The organism is Desulfosporosinus nitroreducens (assembly GCF_023897015.1).
GTDB lineage: Bacteria > Bacillota > Desulfitobacteriia > Desulfitobacteriales > Desulfitobacteriaceae > Desulfosporosinus > Desulfosporosinus nitroreducens.
Window position 1 is genome coordinate 1 of the sequence record NZ_JAMHFY010000045.1, and the last position, 18495, is coordinate 18495.

The 18495-nt window shown below is 38.7% G+C and carries 18 protein-coding genes, 1 tRNA gene, 1 rRNA gene and 2 pseudogenes; 16 read left to right on the forward strand and 6 right to left on the reverse strand.

Annotated elements, in window-relative coordinates:
* Positions 1–20: 20 nt before the first annotated feature.
* A tRNA-His gene (locus M8E35_RS24945) sits at positions 21–96 on the forward strand.
* Between the two features lie 34 nt (positions 97–130).
* Here the strand turns inward: M8E35_RS24945 and M8E35_RS27100 are convergent.
* From M8E35_RS27100 to M8E35_RS24960, 4 genes and pseudogenes are all read right to left on the reverse strand, one after another.
* A pseudogene (locus M8E35_RS27100) lies at positions 131–244 on the reverse strand (helix-turn-helix domain-containing protein); the annotation flags it as partial.
* 728 nt (positions 245–972) lie between these two features.
* Positions 973–1827 (reverse strand): ATP-dependent DNA ligase, encoded by an 855-nt coding sequence (locus tag M8E35_RS24950; RefSeq protein WP_252473680.1) that lies wholly within the window; start codon positions 1825–1827, stop codon positions 973–975.
* 403 nt (positions 1828–2230) lie between these two features.
* On the reverse strand, positions 2231–2476 hold the full coding sequence (locus M8E35_RS24955; RefSeq protein ID WP_252473681.1) for a hypothetical protein: 246 nt from the start codon (positions 2474–2476) through the stop codon (positions 2231–2233).
* A complete protein-coding gene (locus M8E35_RS24960; protein WP_252473682.1) occupies positions 2473–3150 on the reverse strand; it encodes a DNA adenine methylase in 678 nt (225 codons plus the stop codon). Before M8E35_RS24960 ends, M8E35_RS24955 begins: the two co-directional genes overlap by 4 nt.
* A gap of 434 nt (positions 3151–3584) precedes the next feature.
* Between M8E35_RS24960 and M8E35_RS24965 the strand changes: the two genes are divergently transcribed.
* Complete coding sequence (locus M8E35_RS24965; RefSeq protein ID WP_252473683.1) at positions 3585–3746, forward strand: aspartyl-phosphate phosphatase Spo0E family protein; 162 nt, start codon at positions 3585–3587, stop codon at positions 3744–3746.
* Positions 3747–3929: 183 nt separating this feature from the next.
* Here M8E35_RS24965 and M8E35_RS24970 read toward each other — a convergent pair whose 3' ends face one another.
* Complete coding sequence (locus tag M8E35_RS24970; RefSeq protein WP_252473684.1) at positions 3930–5123, reverse strand: ATP-binding protein; 1194 nt, start codon at positions 5121–5123, stop codon at positions 3930–3932.
* An 831-nt stretch (positions 5124–5954) separates the two neighbouring features.
* A complete protein-coding gene (locus M8E35_RS24975) occupies positions 5955–7325 on the reverse strand; it encodes an aminotransferase-like domain-containing protein (RefSeq protein ID WP_252473685.1) in 1371 nt (456 codons plus the stop codon).
* Positions 7326–7521: 196 nt separating this feature from the next.
* On the opposite strand from M8E35_RS24975, the gene M8E35_RS24980 reads away from it, so the two are divergent.
* The 14 genes and pseudogenes from M8E35_RS24980 to M8E35_RS25045 all read left to right on the forward strand — a co-directional run.
* The gene (locus M8E35_RS24980) at positions 7522–8466 is read left to right on the forward strand and encodes a DMT family transporter (RefSeq protein ID WP_252473686.1); all 945 of its coding nucleotides are present in this window, start codon (positions 7522–7524) and stop codon (positions 8464–8466) included.
* 112 nt (positions 8467–8578) lie between these two features.
* Positions 8579–8767 carry a 4-oxalocrotonate tautomerase DmpI gene (dmpI, locus tag M8E35_RS24985; RefSeq protein WP_252473687.1) on the forward strand — a complete coding sequence of 63 codons (189 nt, stop codon included), beginning with the start codon at positions 8579–8581 and terminating at the stop codon, positions 8765–8767.
* 34 nt (positions 8768–8801) lie between these two features.
* Positions 8802–9597: pseudogene (map, locus tag M8E35_RS24990) on the forward strand (type I methionyl aminopeptidase); the annotation flags it as partial.
* A gap of 481 nt (positions 9598–10078) precedes the next feature.
* Positions 10079–10696 (forward strand): phage terminase large subunit, encoded by a 618-nt coding sequence (gene terL, locus M8E35_RS24995; protein ID WP_252473688.1) that lies wholly within the window; start codon positions 10079–10081, stop codon positions 10694–10696.
* Between the two features lie 76 nt (positions 10697–10772).
* Positions 10773–11267: a GNAT family N-acetyltransferase gene (locus tag M8E35_RS25000; RefSeq protein WP_252473689.1), complete on the forward strand. Its 495-nt coding sequence runs from the start codon at positions 10773–10775 to the stop codon at positions 11265–11267.
* A gap of 87 nt (positions 11268–11354) precedes the next feature.
* On the forward strand, positions 11355–11762 hold the full coding sequence (locus M8E35_RS25005; protein WP_252473690.1) for a hypothetical protein: 408 nt from the start codon (positions 11355–11357) through the stop codon (positions 11760–11762).
* Between the two features lie 126 nt (positions 11763–11888).
* Complete coding sequence (locus M8E35_RS25010; RefSeq protein ID WP_252473691.1) at positions 11889–12281, forward strand: phage portal protein; 393 nt, start codon at positions 11889–11891, stop codon at positions 12279–12281.
* A gap of 943 nt (positions 12282–13224) precedes the next feature.
* Positions 13225–13482 (forward strand): FHA domain-containing protein, encoded by a 258-nt coding sequence (locus M8E35_RS25015; protein WP_252473692.1) that lies wholly within the window; start codon positions 13225–13227, stop codon positions 13480–13482.
* A gap of 525 nt (positions 13483–14007) precedes the next feature.
* Complete coding sequence (locus tag M8E35_RS25020; RefSeq protein WP_252473693.1) at positions 14008–15126, forward strand: glycoside hydrolase family 113; 1119 nt, start codon at positions 14008–14010, stop codon at positions 15124–15126.
* Between the two features lie 206 nt (positions 15127–15332).
* Complete coding sequence (locus tag M8E35_RS25025) at positions 15333–15755, forward strand: hypothetical protein (RefSeq protein WP_252473694.1); 423 nt, start codon at positions 15333–15335, stop codon at positions 15753–15755.
* A gap of 258 nt (positions 15756–16013) precedes the next feature.
* Entirely contained in the window at positions 16014–16784 is a 771-nt protein-coding gene (locus tag M8E35_RS25030; protein WP_252473695.1) for a hypothetical protein, read from the forward strand.
* Between the two features lie 94 nt (positions 16785–16878).
* The gene (locus M8E35_RS25035) at positions 16879–17271 is read left to right on the forward strand and encodes a GIY-YIG nuclease family protein (RefSeq protein ID WP_252473696.1); all 393 of its coding nucleotides are present in this window, start codon (positions 16879–16881) and stop codon (positions 17269–17271) included.
* Positions 17272–17465: 194 nt separating this feature from the next.
* A complete protein-coding gene (locus M8E35_RS25040; protein WP_252473697.1) occupies positions 17466–18242 on the forward strand; it encodes a hypothetical protein in 777 nt (258 codons plus the stop codon).
* A 50-nt stretch (positions 18243–18292) separates the two neighbouring features.
* Positions 18293–18495: ribosomal RNA gene (locus tag M8E35_RS25045) — 23S ribosomal RNA — on the forward strand; the annotation flags it as partial.

The following is an 18495-nucleotide window of genomic DNA, read 5'->3' on the forward strand; positions in this document are numbered from 1 at the left end:
ATCTCGTCTCCCGCTCCATGGTGGATATGGCGAAGTGGTTAACGCACCGGGTTGTGGTTCCGGCACTCGTGGGTTCAAGTCCCATTATCCACCCCAATACATAGGGGATTAGTTTAATGATCCCAAGTCCTGCCGCAAATCGTGCAAGCGTATAAATCCGGATTCTAGCCTTATGGCCTGCTTCAATATTACTTAGAAATTTGGGGTTCATTCCCGTTATAGCAGCTAATTGAGCTTGGGATAGCTGTCGCTTTTTCTCTGTTGGGCTATTTGCTGTCCAAGAGTCTTATTATGGCAAAGTAAGTGGTTCACTCCTCTCCTGCCTTATTATTGCATAGGTTTTGGAAAAACATGTCATAAGTAGTCGAGGAATAAAAAAAAGGCTCCAAGTGTTTCTGATGGAAGCCTTAGAACATTACCTTATTAGACAGTGATTATATATATATTCTGGTGCGAGCCTCAAAAAGGCAGAAGCCCGGCTCGCCACACCGGGTTTCTGCTTATCTCCAAAAATATTTTCCTCACAACCACATTACACTATATGTCCCTGTCCATAAAAGTGTGACAAGCGCCGGTTAATTGACGGCGTCTTTTTTATGCTCCAGCAGCTCCCCTACCCCGCCTATCGATGGTCTTTAGGACGTGGCAGAAACCGATGATCCAGTCTACCGAGGAGGTCGCGTGATCCAGCTTCGAGGGATGAGCACAACTCCCCTTTACATAGATTTTATCTTTCAAAACAGAAAAAGCCCCCACCGTGGGACCCGATGAGAGCGGAGTTGTAAGGCTTGAAGCTATGATTATATTATGCTAATAAGGTGTGGGATTCTACAAGGGTATTAAAAACTTTGCCACGTCGCGTTGAGAACCAAATTTGATTCTTTTTTTAAAAAAGGCCCCCACCTTTCGATGAGAGCAAAAGTACGTAGGACGACGATTTAATGAAAAATATGATACCCTTAAATCTAAATCTTATACAAAAAACAATTCAACAAACGAAGGAAGCCTCAAAAGGCCAGCTTTCGTTAATGCACGGTATTTGACCTTACACTTTAAAGAATCATTGGGAAAATACACATAGTCATTTGTTTCTTTGCACTTAACCATTTTAGCTAACCCATAAACAGCCTTCCTGGATTGTGAAGGAACTCCCAGCTCCATGATTCCTGCAGATCTTCCATCCTGAAACTTCAGTAGCCAGCCAAACTCTGACTTCCTAAACCCTACTATGGATACGGTAGCATATTGATAATTAATAACTTTTAGCCAGCTATCTGATCGCTTGCCGACCTCATATTTGGAGTTCTTTTTCTTGAGGACGATTCCTTCAAGGTCCTTCTTCTTAATGGACTCGAAAAGCACTTTCCCTTTACCCTGGAGTGATAAAGTCTTTGTGATTCGCGGCAATCCATCCGGAACTAATCTATTCAGCAATTCTTTGCGCTCTTCTAATGGTAGATTTGTAACCATTTTCCCCTCAAAACATAGAACATCAAACACGCAATAAGTAACAGGCGAACTGAATGACAGTATCTTGATTCGCTGTTTATTCTTAGTTTGAAACCGGACCATTAGGCCTTCAAAGTCAGGCTTCCCTTCCTGATCAGGCATGATAATTTCACCATCAAGAATTGTTCCTTTAGGGACATCCTTAGCCATTAGTTCCGGGAACCGATTCGTAACTTCATTGTTGTGACGAGTATAGAACCTGGTACCGTCCATAGTTGAATATATGAACCTGATCCCATCCAGCTTCAATTCACTAAGCCAATCGTCACTATCGAATGGTTCTTCAGCCTTGTTTAGAAGCATGGGGCTAATAAACATAAACATTCCCACCTCTTGTACAAGTTTAGCATGAGAAATTCTTGCAGTCAGACTGGAATCCTTGGATATAAGCAAAAGGAGAGCAGATAAGCTCTCCTTAAAAGACCCCGCGTCCGGAAATCTTTTTGCGCAATGCCCTATAGTCCTTAATATTTATAGGACAAAATTTTCAAAAAGCGTCCTCCCGGTCCATAAAGCGGAAGGACAAAAGAAATTAATTACATGAAGAAAGCTAAAAATGCTTTCGACATATTGTAACATATATTTACATATTTGTGTTAAAAAGTTATTTGGTAAATTATTACTCGGGGATTTTAAGTAGGCCCCCACCGTTACTAGTGAGAGCATAGGGCCTGAAAGCGAATACCACTAATATAGTATACTTGTGTAGCCGATTCGGAACCTACATCCTCCACAAAAACCACTTGCAGGTATTCAGCTCATACTTGATTTCGTACGGCCGCAGCTCGCCGTTAATCTCAGATTGGCAGCGAAAAATGAGCATCCGGTTGCCGGCGAGTTTTTCTTCCGCCCCATGGATAACCTGCTCAATCTTAAATTCTTTGCCGTTAAGCTTGAATCTTAACGGGTGAGGTTTATCGTTCTCAAACCAGGCCAAGGCTTCGATAGAGGCTGCTATGATCTTCACTTAACCACCCCTACTTCATAATTGCTTATGAATAATTCGCTGGCTAAACTGCTTTTATCCGTTCTACAGACCGAATATCTCACTCCTACCTGGTTAATGTTAAATCTGGAATATAACTCTCGAATCTCCTGATGGTCATTAATACTCAGCAAGAACTTTCCTTGAATTTTTGAAAGGCATTCCTTTAGCCTCACGTGATCTTCCTTTGAAAACGGCTTGCTTCCTTGGCTTGTATAATCAGTTAAACCGTAATATGGCGGATCGCAATAGAAAAAAGTTGAGCTTCGATCATAAGTAGATATTATCCTTTCGACGTCCCTATTTTCAATAATTGTGTTCACCAGCCTATCCCTGACGGATACAATGTTATCTCTTACTCGCTCGAGGACCATTGGCGGCTTCTTCAAAGGGCTAATCATAAAATCCTTCATCAAGGCTCCAAAGTTGAAGTGTAATAGGTAATAGAATCTGACAGCCCTGTTAACATCGGATGTGCCAGCGATACTTAAGGCCTTGTATTTCTGAAAGATCTCTCTTGAGACAAGTAAATAATCGAATGCCTGGATGAATTGTTCAGGCTTTTCTTTTAAAACTCGAAAGAAGTTGACCAGACTCTCCTCTTCAAAGATGATACTATGGCCGTTACAAACTATACAATATGCTTGTTCGTCCAAAAGGGTTACAAGCTTGTTTAGCTTTCATCGGAAACGGTGAGAGCTTTTTTGAAATATGTAAAGGAGAGCTTTAACTGCTCTCCTTTTTGGTTACCTAGTGGTTGACTCCTTGAAGTTAGTGGCTTTATTTCTCCAAGGAGTCAACCATTCTGATTCTATTATATCCAAGTATCAATCATGTAAGCTGGTATGTTTTGTCTGTGCGTCTTTGAATAATAAATTTAACCTTGGGCAAAATACTCCTCGACAGATTTCTCTTCCTCTTTATTTGGCTCTCATCGGGAACGGTGGGGGCTATTATTTTATGAGGTAGTTTCTCTGTAGCCACATATCATACCTTTCGACAAAACCTTACCTTTAACGCTATTGAAGTTAGTAATACTTAATACTAGAATATTCAAGGGTGCAATTTTGCTTAGGATGGTGTTCTAGAAATGAAACTCAAAGTCACCGAACAAATAGAAGAGTTAAGAATAGAAATGCAAAAAATTGCTTCAGATAAAGATCTTACGGATCCCAAAGTGGTAAGAGCTAGTGAACGGCTTGACGAATTAATTAGTCAGTTTTACTTGAGCCAAAGGAAGAAAATATTGTAAAGTACATAAAAAGGAGAGCTTACCTACTCTCCTTTTTCGCTGTCTGTATTTCGTGGACATCATCTTCAATTCTACGTTGCCTCGACCACTCCATTTGCTACAGCTGTTTTGATTAGGTAGTATAGGAGTGCAAGGCTGAACAACCAGACGAAAAACCGGTTCCTCTGGTTTTTGTGACATTTATCATATAGCTCCGTTCCCGATATGTTGGGGAAATCGGATCAAAAAGGTGGTTCCCTCTGAGCCACTCTTCACTTCTATCTTCGCAAAATGCCTTCGTGCAATGTTATAACACATTGGGATACCTAACCCTGTACCATTTTCTTTAGTTGTGAAAAATGGAGTTCCAAGTTTTAAAACATCTTCTGGTTTAATTCCAGTTCCTTCATCTTTTACACTTAGAACTATAAATTGATCATTCATAAATGTTCTAATCGTGAGGCACCCATTATTATGCATTGCTTCTAAACCGTTACGGGCAAGGTTTAAAACCAGTTGAGTAATCTCACTTGAATCAATATCTAGTTCAGTAATTTCTCCTGGTTCGAAGATACACTTCTTATCTTGACTATAGGCATATGCTAGAATTAAAGGAAATAGATTAGTTAACAACGTGTTTAAGCATTGTCGTTTAAACTCTGTTGATTTATTTTTGGCTATAGATAAAAAATCGGTGATTATGGAGTTGGCCCGATCAAGTTCCTCAATCATCAGGTCGAAATAGCTTTTGTATGGAAGTAAATCACTTTTTGTGTGAAGAATTTGGAGAAACCCTCTGATTGTAGTCATTGGATTTCGAACTTCATGCCCAAGACCAGCAGCCAATTGGCCGATGAGGTTAAGTCGTTCTAGTTTAGCTACTTCAAGTTCTATTTGCTCCCTTTTGTCAAACTCTTCTCTCAATTCCTTTGTTCTATCATCAATAAGTAATCCAAGGCTAAGCCCATGTGCAGATAGATTCCTAGTGTTATGAATTAGTTCTGTAACCTCTTCAAAAGTAGTCATTGCACCAATTATGACACCCAACTCATTCTTTAATGGGCATGAACTAACGATTGCTATTTTAGAAATACCTTCCTGAAAAGCAAACTCAAGTTCAAAACCTGAAACTTCATCCCCGTACCTAGCAGATCGTACAATTGGCAATTCGTCTGTCAACAACACTTTTCCATTATGAAGAACCTTGAATGATGGAAAGTTTAAGGGAGAAAAGTTTCCCCAATCCTCTATTCCGAAGAATCTTGCTGCAACTGGATTATGTACTATTTTCTGACACGTAGTGTCTATTGCTATTGAAACTCCCCCAGGCATCAACTCTGGTAGTTTGTCTGATAGCATAGTACTCTGTTTGAAAACTTTTTTAACTAAATCTAACACTGTAAAAACTCCATTCTAAAAACTATTTCTTATGCTCTTGGGTAGGTTAAACATGTCATATAACAATTATAGGTTCAGTATTTAAAGTTTAAGAACAAAAAATAGGATAATACCTTTCTATCTAAATTTTCCAAACGAAATGACATTCTACATCTATAGACGAAATCCCTTTTGGCAATAGGACTAAAGGCCTAGTAAATTATATATTAAAAAACAAACCATAATTATTTTTGCTTAAATAAATGAACCCCTTCCCAAATTACTATTATTTAAGGAAGGGGTTCATTTATTTAATTTAACCAAATACTTTCTACAAAACTGGCCCTCGCCGTGATTGAATTGCCGGGGGCCTTTTTGTGTTTAACTTATTTACTGCGGTGGATTACATACGCTACATGGTCCGTATCCACTCTTTGCATCGGATAAGCTAATTGGTATTTTACTCTTTGGTAAGTACCGGCAACCGTCTCTGTGATACTTTGCTCCAGTTTTGGTTACGAATACCGCGACCTCTTGATTAGTTTGTTTTGGGACAGGAGAAGTAGTCACAACCGGTGGCGCGGCAGGAGTGGGGGCAGGAGCTACAACAGCTCCATAGGAACTTCCGCAAGTGATTGCGGGGTTTTGTTTGTACTGTCAATAATTTTTCGCAAAATTAATATCTGCTTGGTTAAATTAATGGGTATGTTACATAAAGTGCCTAAAAATCGTTTGACGCTGAATTTCTTTACCACTTGGCACTGAAAAGCAGTTGTAATGTACATCGACCCTGCGATTAAGGCAGGGAAACGTAACGATTTCTCAGCAATAACTGTTCTAGAAAAAAATAGCTTAAAACGACATAAACGATGTTTTGGATATCTTAGTGGTTTTTAGATCCTGAATTGCACGGTAAATAGCCGATATGCCAAGACGTATCTGCGGTTCGGCGGTTTTTCCCAGACTGACTCGGAAAAGGTTAGAGCGTTTATAGCTGGGAATAAAACAGGATTCTGCATTCAATAGGTGGACGTTATCCAGCGCGAGGCGTGGAACCAATCTGTCTGCGGCAAAATTGCTATTTGTTGTAAAAGAAGCGAAAAAACCAGTTTCCGGAATCCTCCAGGTAATGTCACAATCAGCGTTCTGTGCAGCCACAGTTCTTAAACATTTCATTCGATCTCGAAAAATTTTTGCAAGGTTCTTTCGATGATTACCATACATACCACTGGTTATAAAGATTTCAAGGGCCGCTTGCGACAGTGCTGAACTGGTAAGATCGGTCCATTTTTTGTACTCCACGAACGGATTAAGAAGTTCTTGGGGTAATATAGCCGTGGCAAGGCGTAATCCTGGTAAAAATGTTTTAGAGTAGCTTTTGATATAAATAACTTTGTCGGTGCTGCTAAAAGCATACAAGGGATCAGCCTTGTGGTCAGTATCCAAGTCGGCGAGATAGTCGTCTTCAACAATATAAACATCATATTTTTCAGCAAGTGCGACTATCTCTTTTTTATCTGAGTTGGTGTAAGAGAACCCAGTTGGATTTTGAAAGCGGGGCATGGTATAAAAAAATTTAATGTTGCCGTTACAAAAAATTCGCTCCAAAGCATCTTTATCAAGGCCATTTTCCTTTCGCTCGATGCCGAGGACGGAATGTCCGCTTAATTCGAGGAATTTGATAATGCCATAATAAGTTGGTTGTTCAACGAGAATATTGGTTTTCCCATTGGGAAAAGACATGGAGCTCAAAATGGAAATGGCTTGTTGAGAGCCAGTTGTAATGACTATTTTTTGCCAGTCTGTAAAAATCTGATAGTCTTGAAGCTGTTTTGCGATTGTTTTTCTTGGTCGTTCCATTCCTTGCGGATCGCAATAAGAAAATAGTTCTTCTTTATAAAGGCTAATCGCTTGATTAATGCAATGCTGAAATTCTTTATAGGGCAGTGTATCACTGCCCGGGGCAACGGATGCGAAGTCGATGATTTCTTGGGACAGAGCCAAGGGCTGAAGGTGATTTTCTACGAGATAATAGCCACTACCAGGAACCGGATAAATTATGTGGCTCCGCTCCAATTCACCGTATGCTTTTACAACCGTGCTTGTACTGCAATGGAAGGCTTGGGCTATGGTCCTGATGGGCGGCAGTCGGTTACCGGGCTTGATCTGATCGTTAGTGATTTCGGTCTGCAGATACTGGATGATCTCATAGTACTTAGTCAATAGTAATACCTCCTCTAATTGTGCTACTACAATTTAAGGTTTATTTGATTGACTGCTAAATGCGTAGTATATATACTGGCATTGTACTACTGATGACGGAGAGTGTGCAACCCGTTCGTAAATAATGTTACCCTGGGCCCGGCTACCAAAATCGTTAAATAATCGTAAAAACAAGACTTATAGGAGGAATAACTTAATGAAAATTTTTTATCAACAATATAAAACGGGAGTACATCCTTTATTTAATAATATATTAGCTAATCTTGCTATGCTTGCCTTAGTTATTCTATGGGGAGTATCATTTAGTATTAATAAAATTGTGTTAAGTGAAGTTCCTCCAATCACATTGGCGCTGATTCGGTTTTTAATTGCAACGACGATACTGTTTCCTATCTTAAAAAAAGTCGAACCCTCATCTAAACTACAGAAATCAGATTTTCCCAAAATGGCATTGTCTGGTTTTCTGGGGATTACCCTATATTTTTATTTGCAAAATGCTGGAGTTGCACTAACCACTGCATCAAATGCTTCGCTCATCGCTTCCGTGACTCCTATCCTTGCAATAACTATGGATGTCATAATATATAGAACCAAAATTTCAGTTGCTCAAGTACTAGGAATAGGCTGTGCTACAATAGGTGCCTATTTGGCTGTTACAGCAAACAGGCAGATAGATTTAAGTTCTACAACTTTTAAAGGAAATCTAATCATGGTTGGTGCAATGTTCTCATGGGCACTATATACTTTGCTTAATAAATCACTACAAGGTAAATACTCTGAAGTATTTTTAATAACCTATCAAATGTTATTTGGAACACTATTTTTGACTTTAATGTTTTTCACCGAGTATGATCAGTGGCGAGTGTTCTCACCAAAAGCTTTTGGCTATATTGTTTTCTTGGCGGTTTTTTCTTCTGCTCTTTGTTTTTTTCTCTATGGTTATGCTTTAAAAAAACTAGATGTTGTAATAACGACGCTTTATTTAAATCTTGTTCCAATAGTAGGGGTTTTCAGTGGATGGTGCATTTTAGGCGAAATAATTCTGCCAGTACAATTTTGGGGAGGGGTAATAATTATTTTAGGTATAGTAGTAATAAATTGGGAGAAATTTACTATGCCCTCGAATCGAGTGGGACAATAGCTTTCCAGTGAATTATAATACTTGATGTAAAATTTAAAGCACAATCATACTTGGCAAGCCATGGTCAGAATTGTGTTTGGATAAATTAAGAAAAAGAAAGGGGATGAGAAAAATGCCTGTAATTATGGTTGAGGGTATTCCACTTAGCGCAGATCAAAAGAGAGAACTGGTAGCTATTTTAACCAAGTCAGCAAGTAGTATTATGAACGTTTCAGAACAAGCTTTTCAAGTTTATATTAAAGAAAATAGCAGAGATAACATTGGCGTAGGTGGAATATTAGTATCAGAAAGAAACAAATAAGTTGGATAGTGGTAATATTGGCATTGATTTCTTTGACGAAAAGTTATCATGGTACAAAACCCAAGGTTGTATTATTCCACCCAGAAAAATTAAAAAATCCAGAACAAATTATTGGGCTTAGAGAAAGTGGGAAAATCAATATAGCAGTTTTAGATTACATATCCGAACAGCTACATATAGGAATGACAACAGAACAAATTGATCTTTTGATTTATGAAAAAACGGTGGCTTTGGGTGGAATTCCAGCAACACTAAATTTTGAAGGTTTTCCTAAAAGCATATGTACATCAATCAATGATCAAGTATGCCATGGCATACCATCAAGCGATGTTTTGCTGAAAGACGGAGATATTATAAACATTGATGTTTCTACAATATACAATGGATTTTTTTCGGATTCGTCAAGAATGTTTTGTATCGGAAATGTAAGTCCTGAAAAAAAGAAACTGGTGGATGTGGTTAAGGAATGCATTGAATTAGGATTAGCACAAATAAAGCCGTGGGGATTTTTAGGTGATATGGGGCAAGCCGTGCATGAACATGCTATGAGTAATGGATATACGGTTGTACAGGAAATAGGCGGACACGGTATTGGCTTGCAATTTCATGAGGAACCGTGGGTAAGCCATGTTTCAAAAAAAGGAACATAAATGCTCTTAGTCCCGGGCATGGTATTTACGATTGAGCCAATGGTAAACATGGGAACTAATGAAATTTTTGTAGATGATAATGATGACTGGACAGTTTATACGGCAGATGGAATGCCATCAGCCCAATGGGAAGTTATGGTTTTAGTCACTAATGATGGCTATGAGATATTAGCCTATTAACGCCACCAAATCAGCAATATATTCAAGAATACAAAATAGAGCACAACAGAATAAAGAAAATAGTCTTATGGGTGATCAAACGGTCGCTCTTTTCTTTTACCCAAAAGTCAGAAAGGAGTCTGTAATGCCCAAAATCAACAAGTCAGAAATACTTTCACCGATGTCGTCATCCCAATAGGCACAAAGGATACCAATATTCTAGTTGTCGGTACTTGTTTACATGAAGAAGATCTTATGACTGATCTGCTCAAGGGGAAAATTCCAGGGGTCAGAAGCATTAAAAAGTGGCAGTCATATGCTTTGCCGAAAGAGATGATCTCTGGAGCGATTGGGAAGCAAAATATAATAACCTTCTGGACTTGGATAGGATTAATACCGCCAAGTCTTTTTTTATGACCATCAGGAGGAAATGCTGGAAGGCACAGAAATACTGTGGTCAGAGTATCTTGATTACTATTATCTAATATGCAAGAAGCAAGCGATGGGAGACAAATCCTTCTATAAAGAAATGCAGAATGATCCACGCAGCACAGATGATTATATTTTTAGAGATATTCAATATTGGGACAGGCTTCCAGGATTTGAAGAAATGGAACTCGTAATGTACATCGATCCTGCAATTAAAGCTGGTAAAAGAAATGACTTTTCTGCAATAACCATTCTCGGCCTTCATAGAAAAACTAAGCAGAAGTATGTTGTTGATGGGAGCATATACAAACTGCTTCCCGATGATCTGTTTCAGGTAGCCATCGAAAAAATACAGCATTATCCGGTTGAGAAGATTGGATTTGAAACGACAGCAGCGCAGAGCTATATCAAGCAGAAATTTGAAGAGGAACTTTGGAAGAATAAGATATTCACTCCTGTCGATGAAGTAATTAGTAGGGGGCAGAAACATGAGCGAATTATATCTTTAGAGCCTGAAGTTAAGAAGGGTCATATCCTATTCAACCTTGGTAATATCAGGTATAATAACCAAGTGAAGGATTACAACAAAGGTGCAAAACATGATGATGCTCCTGACAGCCTTTATGGAGCAGTCCAGTTGGTCGAAGGGGTAAAGAGCATTAGGTTTTATGATCGGAGTTTGTTGTTTTAGCTTGGTCTTATTGCACATCAGTAGGATTAAGCTAGGAAAGATTGCTTGTTTTCTATATATGAGAGGGAGTGTCGGTTTGCAAATCAGAAAAGCAGAGTATGAGGATTTAAATATAATCATAGAAATATTTAAGAATGCTATTAAGGTAATGAACGACAACAATATTAACCAATGGGATGACATTTACCCGACTACGACAGATCTCGAACAAGACGTATTAAATGGACAAATGTATGTTGGAATTAAAGATGGCGAAATAGCTTCAGCTTTAGTGATTAATAATGAATGTGAAGAAGAGTATAAGAATGGCAACTGGAGATATGACAATGACAAGTTTGCTGTAGTACATCGACTGTGTGTTAACCCAATCTACCAAAATAAAAAAATTGGGAAAGACACTATGATAAAGATAGAGGAGATATTGAAGACAGCGGGAGTCCAATCTATAAGATTAGACACGTTTTCTCTAAATCCATATGCCTTAAAAATGTATCAGACTCTTGGATATCAAAAGGTTGGAGAAGTAAAGTGGAGAACAGGATTATTTTATTTACTTGAGAAGAAATTATAAAGGACTTTTATTAAACATTATTCGTATGTCGTGACGCATTCGTAGGAAAAGTGAGTTAAATTAATCTAAATCAGAAAGGGGATAATTATGAATATGGATATAGAGAAAAATGAATTTGATTCAGAATTTAGTAATGTAAAATATATGTCAGAAGCCAATATAGTATTTCTTACATGGAAAAAATTCTGCTCCTATGATGACTATAGAAATCCAACAACATTTGCTTTAGAATTGCTTAAGAAAAACCCCAATAGTAATTTTGTTGTAGATGCAAGAAACGGATTTGAAGATGAAAAAGAAGATACAGAATGGGGATTTTCTGTATTGCTCCCAGCTATGTCAAATACAGATTGTAAAAATGTTGTGTTCATCATGAATGAAGTAAATGAAATAGAAGAAGAGATGGACATGTGGACGAAAGAATTCATGAAGTATTTTACGGTGGAGAAAGTTAAATGTTATGAAGATGCAGTCAAGTTTATAGTGGGATTATGAACATAATGTGATGATAATTACTTTGCTATCTTCTTATTTTGTGAAGGATATCCCCCGAACTTATCACGCCTGTACCAAACGGTATGGGCTATTTTTATGCCCACTTTTAGAAAGGAGCTGATCTAATTGAACACAAACGAAAACTTAATAATCGAATGCCTCAATGAACTAAACAAAAACGCTCTTGCAAAGCAGAAATACAAAGACTACTACGAAGGCAACCATTCAATCCTGAAAAGCTACCAGATGCAGGACAGCCGGAGCAATATGAGATTGGTATTCAACTTTCCAAGAAAGTTCGTAGATAATGAAACAGGGTATATTCTCGGAAAACCTGTCAATTATATTTCCAAGTCGGATGATTCAGCAATCATATCTGCCATTGATAAAAACACGAGCCATTGGGATAAAGAACATAATATCAATCTGCGAAAGCAATCAGAAATCTATGGGGAAGCCTATGAACTCAACTACGTGAAGACTGAAGGGGAGTTTTTAGCAACAACACTACACCTTTGAATGCTTATGTTTTTGAGGATGGATCTGCAGCTACCGCTCGCTGAGCCGGCATTTGTGGTCTTGGCAGCCCACTCCGTAAATAGCTTATCCTGTCCACACCCGCTTCCCAGCGCTTGTTATCTGTCTTGGTTTGCCGGCCCTCGTACCTCGGAGCCGGACAAAGCCTGCGCCAGAAAAAAGTGCTCGAAGGCGGGGTGCATGTCGAAGCTTATGTTCGCTATGTTAGCGGGCCGATGTGTTTCTTATTGGAATTGCTTAACCCGCTAACCAAGCTAGGCCCGCGGTTATTCTACCAAGGAGGCGAGGTCCGCTCCCGCTCGCAGGTACCGCTCCTCTTACATCGTCGCGGTACCTGCTCACTCAGATTGCTTATCGTGGCTTACCCGCCGACTTCGTCCCTCGTTTCCTTGGGCCGTTGCCGGCTAGGCTGCATTTTTTGTCCAAGCTGTCCGCGCGCGGTGGATCTCCCCTCGGTTCCTCGGGGAGCTAACCGCGCTCAGATCGTAGTCTATGGTCTTTGCCGCGCGAGAATTCCTCCTCGTGGCCTCGGAGTAAAACCCACGCTGGGCTGCATTATGCTGCCGGGGTGCACCCTTGTAACCGCGTGCTTAGCTTGGTGAGCGGCAAGATTAGACTTCAGAAATAGCTAAGCCGCTCACATAGCGGAGATAAGCTCTAACCCACAACTCGGCCGCTTATACGTAGTATGCGCGGCCGGTGGACCCGCTCCCACGGGCCAAGTGAGGGAAGTTAGCCGGTTAGGCCAGATCACTCGAAACGAGATAGCTTGGACCCGCAAAATATGCCTAGCTCAGAAAGGCTCCCTGACGGGGAGACTTTCTGAGCGGCCAAAAGCGGGATAACCGCGGTCATGCAAAAAGCCACGGCATACCCGCCGCTTTACCCCAGCATGCGTTTAGGATGATGGGGTAACAGGCGTGGTATGCCGTGGCTGCTGTTCCCGTTAGCTTGTTCCCGACTAACAGGAGGGAAAGAGCGGCTGATTAGCCGCGGCCATGGATTCCCGGAATTTCGAGGGAATGTGTGGTACGGGCTGGATAACCGCGCGCTTAGCAAGAAGGGAAGCTGGCCGAACACGGCCAGATCACCCGCAGCGGATATGCCAGGACCGCAAAGGATATCTCAGCGAGGGGAGGCTCCGCGTCTAGGGGAGACTGCGAGAGCGGGAGCGGCAGGATGAGCCCGCCCGGGCGGGACCCAAGCAACAGTATTAGAAAATCCCCAATGTTGGCATGCCTATCCCGGTGAAGGTCCGACCTTTTACATTCTTTTGGATTATTCTTGCTATCTTGGGAGGAAATAAAAGAAAAATGGTGAAAGTATTAACGTGTATCGCCTGGTGGCTAGAAAAGTCTTGATTTTGAGATGAGAAGTCCTTTCATATCCTCATTGTTGGATGACAATCGTACTAATGTCTATAATTTTAATTTGGAAAGACATGGGTATTAGCTCGAATTGAGACCTTTGTTGTGTTGCATAGTATGACGGGGGATATAGCTGCATCATCCAAAATTTAAGTAATTATTTTTTTGAGAGAAGAAAATATCTCCGTAGGTATACTCATGAAATGTGAGGAATACGCGAAACTAATATTCGCAAATTCCGAAAGTTATATGAAAGAACACGCGAATTAGGGAATAGAGTTAACTAGAAGAATAGTTTAACATAATAGATAGAAGAGAGAATGAATTATGGAGGATTGTGGATGCTCAAAGGGCTTTTAATTCATTTGAAAAGGCATAGACTAAAATACATTTCCTTAGTATCATTGGTAATTTCAGTAATTATCGTAAAGCTAGTCCTAATTGATATTGTTTATATTAATAAACAATATGAGAAAAATAGAATTATCACACCCTGGGGTGAAAAAATAAAATCGGGAAATCTTTCAGTGGATTACTCATTGGAACAGGCTCTGATAGATATTGAGTCTCTCGGCTTAAACACTGTCAATGTACCTATACAAATTGATATTCCATCATTAACAGCAAATACGGCAACATTAAACCCAGAGAGTAAAAAGAAGGCAATTCAGCTAATCAAAAAGCTAAGGTATCAGGGTATAAATGTAATATTAGAACCCTACCCCTACATTAGAAACGGAGAACTGTATGAAACACAATTAAATCCCGCCGATAAAAATGAATGGTTCCGGAATTGGAAAGAGGGAGTGCTGCAACCACTTATCAAAGAGGTTGCTAAGCCTTACAGAGTTTATGCTCTCTGTATAGGTTCTAATTTTGACAAGTTTGAAAAGGAGTCTGCTTTCTGGAATGATGTAGCCAATTTTGTTCGCGCAAATTACCAGGGGCGGATTACATATAAAACTAATTGGTGGTACACCGCAGAATGGGATACGGAAAAGGACGGTCAACATGACACATATACTGCGAAACTAAATAACCCGGTTTTAGAAAAAGTGGATTTCGTTTCAGTCGCAGCATACTTCGAACTTACTGATAAAGAAACAAATTCTGTAGAGAATCTTGTAAGTTCGATTTATAGTACTCAAATTTTTAATAGACATCAGAATATTTATGAGGAGCTAAGGAACTTATCGAGTCAATGGAATAAACCAGTGTTTTTTGGAGAGTTAGGTTTTCCAAAACGGAATAAAGCGATGGTTCATCCCTGGAATCCTGAGCCCTCTACAATACTTAATGAGCAAGAGCAAGCAAATGGATTCCAAGCATATAAAGAGGTATTTGAGAAAGAGAGTTGGAATTTGGGTTTATCAGTTTTTGCAATTGGAAAAAAGGATGAGTTTAAAAATTATTATCCAAGTGATCAGAGCATCAACGTAATAAATAGTTGGTACAAATAAACGTGTATCCTAAGGTGAAATCATCAGGTATGCTCTGGGGGCGTGTTCCTTCGTATAACACAGGTGTTCCCGCAACTAGAGGATGATGAATGTGGTTGGGACGCTGCGGGAACATCTGAACGTTATGCGAAACCTGGGTCATTTATAGTTGGGTATATTCATATGATTAGTGAATCATGCGATAAACTAATTTGAGGGGGATCGAATTGACCATAAATTTTGTATTTGCTCTCTTGACTATTATCGTATCAATGTTATTAAACAGCAGAGGTTTAGGGGATGGTCCATCGCCGACGTTTAAAAATCTAATATTTACAATAGTTTTCTTGGTATTATGGTTCTTGTTTGGTGTTTTCAGAGGGCGTGAAAGAAAGATGAGCTATATGATATTTGCCATTATATTTTGGGCAGTAGCATTGGGAACATCATTTTTTGCAATGAATTTAGGACCTAATCCTTTAGTAATGGTGAATTTTGCAATTATGGCTCCAGTTAACGGATTAATGTTTTTTGAATTTATGAGAAGCAAATTATTCTTTGCAGCTATGTTTTTACCCTTGATTATTACTTGCATTGGTTATCTTCTTGGACTAAAAAAGTCTGCCAAAAACAATATGATAAAATATTAGAACATAGAGATACAGAGAACTAATTTAGGGTTGTGAAAGAAAATCTCTGCCGGCACCGCAACAGTGAACTCGCATAACTTTGCATAAATACATGAGGAAAGACGTACACAAATTCTCAGAACGTTATACGATTTTCTGGAGAATAACTTTGTAAGCTATTTCGCATTAGGCTAATTAGCAGAAGTTCAGATAAGGACGCGAAGGTCTATAATGCAATTATCAGAAAGGTTAATATATTCCAATACTTTTGGAGGTAATATGGATAAAATTAATTATTTTGGGATTGTCGGACAAGAAAATTCCGAAGAGAAAACGAAGTTAGAAACTAAAGAGTCCTTTAATGAAATATGCGAAAATTTTGAGCTATATATTGATTTGCTTTTCAAAATTTCTTATTTCGTTGAAAAATTTGATGAGGAAATATATATATTTGAAAGCTATTGCTTTGATTATTATGTACAGTTACCTTATACCTTTAAATGCCTCTATAATAATTTTTTAATGGGTTATTACAGTGAAGCATTCGTTCTAATAAGGCATTTATACGAAATTTTTATAAGCATGAGATATTTTCAAAAGCATAAGGATAGATTGGGAAATCGCCTAATATTAAACAAAAATAATAAGCTTGTAAAAATTCGTATTGTGGACATGTTTAATGAATTTGATGATGGTAATTTCTATGAAAAGTATTATGGAGATATGTTTTTATCAAAATTTGTTCACGGGAAACCTGGGTATACCGTATTTAGAACTGAGAGGCCTGAACATAAGAAATATGTAAATGGAAACAAATTTGAAGTTGATTACGCAAACTGGGTCCTAACCGATATGATAGCTTTAGTATATGGATTCGCTAATTATTTTGATGTTTTTTTCCCAAATAATGATTTGAAAAGAAATGAAGATGTTTTAAATTTGTACACTTTTACAATGGGTAGTCTTGAGTTGTATATGCATAATCACCAAATAAATGATATTAGAAGTAAGGTTTGGTATGAAACCATTAATAAATTTATTGGAAAGTAGATATCAAGGTTTTGAAACACAACATACTGATGATTGACAGAATCACTACATAAAACGATGTATGGGTAAAGCATACCCACAGAGGAGAAATAATATGGATGAAAAAACAGCAAGTAAAAAGCATTATTTGGACGTCATAGATAGGATTATTTACGTTTTAGAGTTAGAGGACGGGTGTTTCTATATAGGGCAAACCCAAAAGAAGTCCTTTGAGAGAAGAATGAAAGAACATTTTGATACAGAAAGAAAATCCAGAAAATCTGCATGGGTACGGGAACATAAAGCAGTTAAAGTTCTTGAAACCAGTGAGTTTAACGGAACAGTTCCGGAAGGAGAGGTATTAGAGGAACAAAAAACCTTACAATACATGAGAAAATATGGAGTTGATAGGGTGAGAGGCGGCTATTATTGTGTAGCTAATTATAACGAAATTCTAAAGTGCCTTAAAGCACATGGTCATATAGTAATCGATAATGCTCTAATGTAGTGAGAAGTTAATAGATAATAAGATTGGGATCTAATTCATCAGAAATGGAAAAAGACTCTGGACGATTGAAAAGAGTCTTACAACTTCCGATTAAAGACAATCGACGTTTTGTTCATACTTCCAATTATTTATTTTGTACATAATATTTCTTGATAAATGAACTTCACAAAATCCATATTTAAGGAGAGAATATTTTGTCAAAATCACGGGATTTAATCTATTTAAACGCCTATCCGAATGAGAACCGTATTGTCTCATGCGGTATAGAATTCAAGGAATTCGTGACAGCGTTGGAGAATCCCCTTGATAATATTTTGGTATTAGCAGGATATTTCGATGAAGGAGAATTTGATTATACTACCCGATGTAACTTTATTAGGGAAGAGATTATCCCCAATATTATAAATACTGATGTATATAAATTTGGAGATTTTTGTTGGGTCGATTTTACGGATACAGAATCACTTGGAACCCTTGAGCCCCGTGAAGTAGCAGAACTATTATATCTTGGGCACATGATGAAGCCAGTTGCATCACCTTTCTTTGATAAGCTTAACAATCGTTTTTCTTACTTAGCCCATGATGATGGTTGGTTTAATACTTTTTATTGCAGGAATTTGCGTGAGTTTGAACACATTATAGGTAAAGTAATTCGTCTTAAGGTCAATAGGAGTAAAGTTGTTCCTGAAATACCCTTAGAGATTTCTAACCTATTGATTGAATATGCTCAAGATGGCTTGTTACTAGATTTTGACCATGTTATTCGTGGCAGGTCACTAGAAATTCCGATATTCACTATTGGGAAAATGCTTAACATGGATGATATGTATAACAATCTACAAAAACATCTGCAAAGAGCGAAGTTTGGAGCTTGTTTAGTTCTAAAGAAAAGCGACTGGAGTATTCAACCATATGATATCGATAAAATGCCTTGGTTTAGCCTGCATCTGGGGGCAAGCCCTTTCGTATAACAGAGGATTTCGCGAAGCTTCGCAAAATTCATATACAGGTTAGGTTAATAATTGGGAATCGGGGTTGGGGACAGTATCAGGTGGGCAGTTTGACTGGGGCGGTCGCCTCCTAAAGAGTAACGGAGGCACCCAAAGGTTCCCTCAGCGCGGTTGGAAATCGCGCGAAGAGTGTAAAGGGCATAAGGGAGCTTGACTGCGAGACCAACAAGTCGAGCAGGGACGAAAGTCGGGCTTAGTGATCCGGTGGTACCGA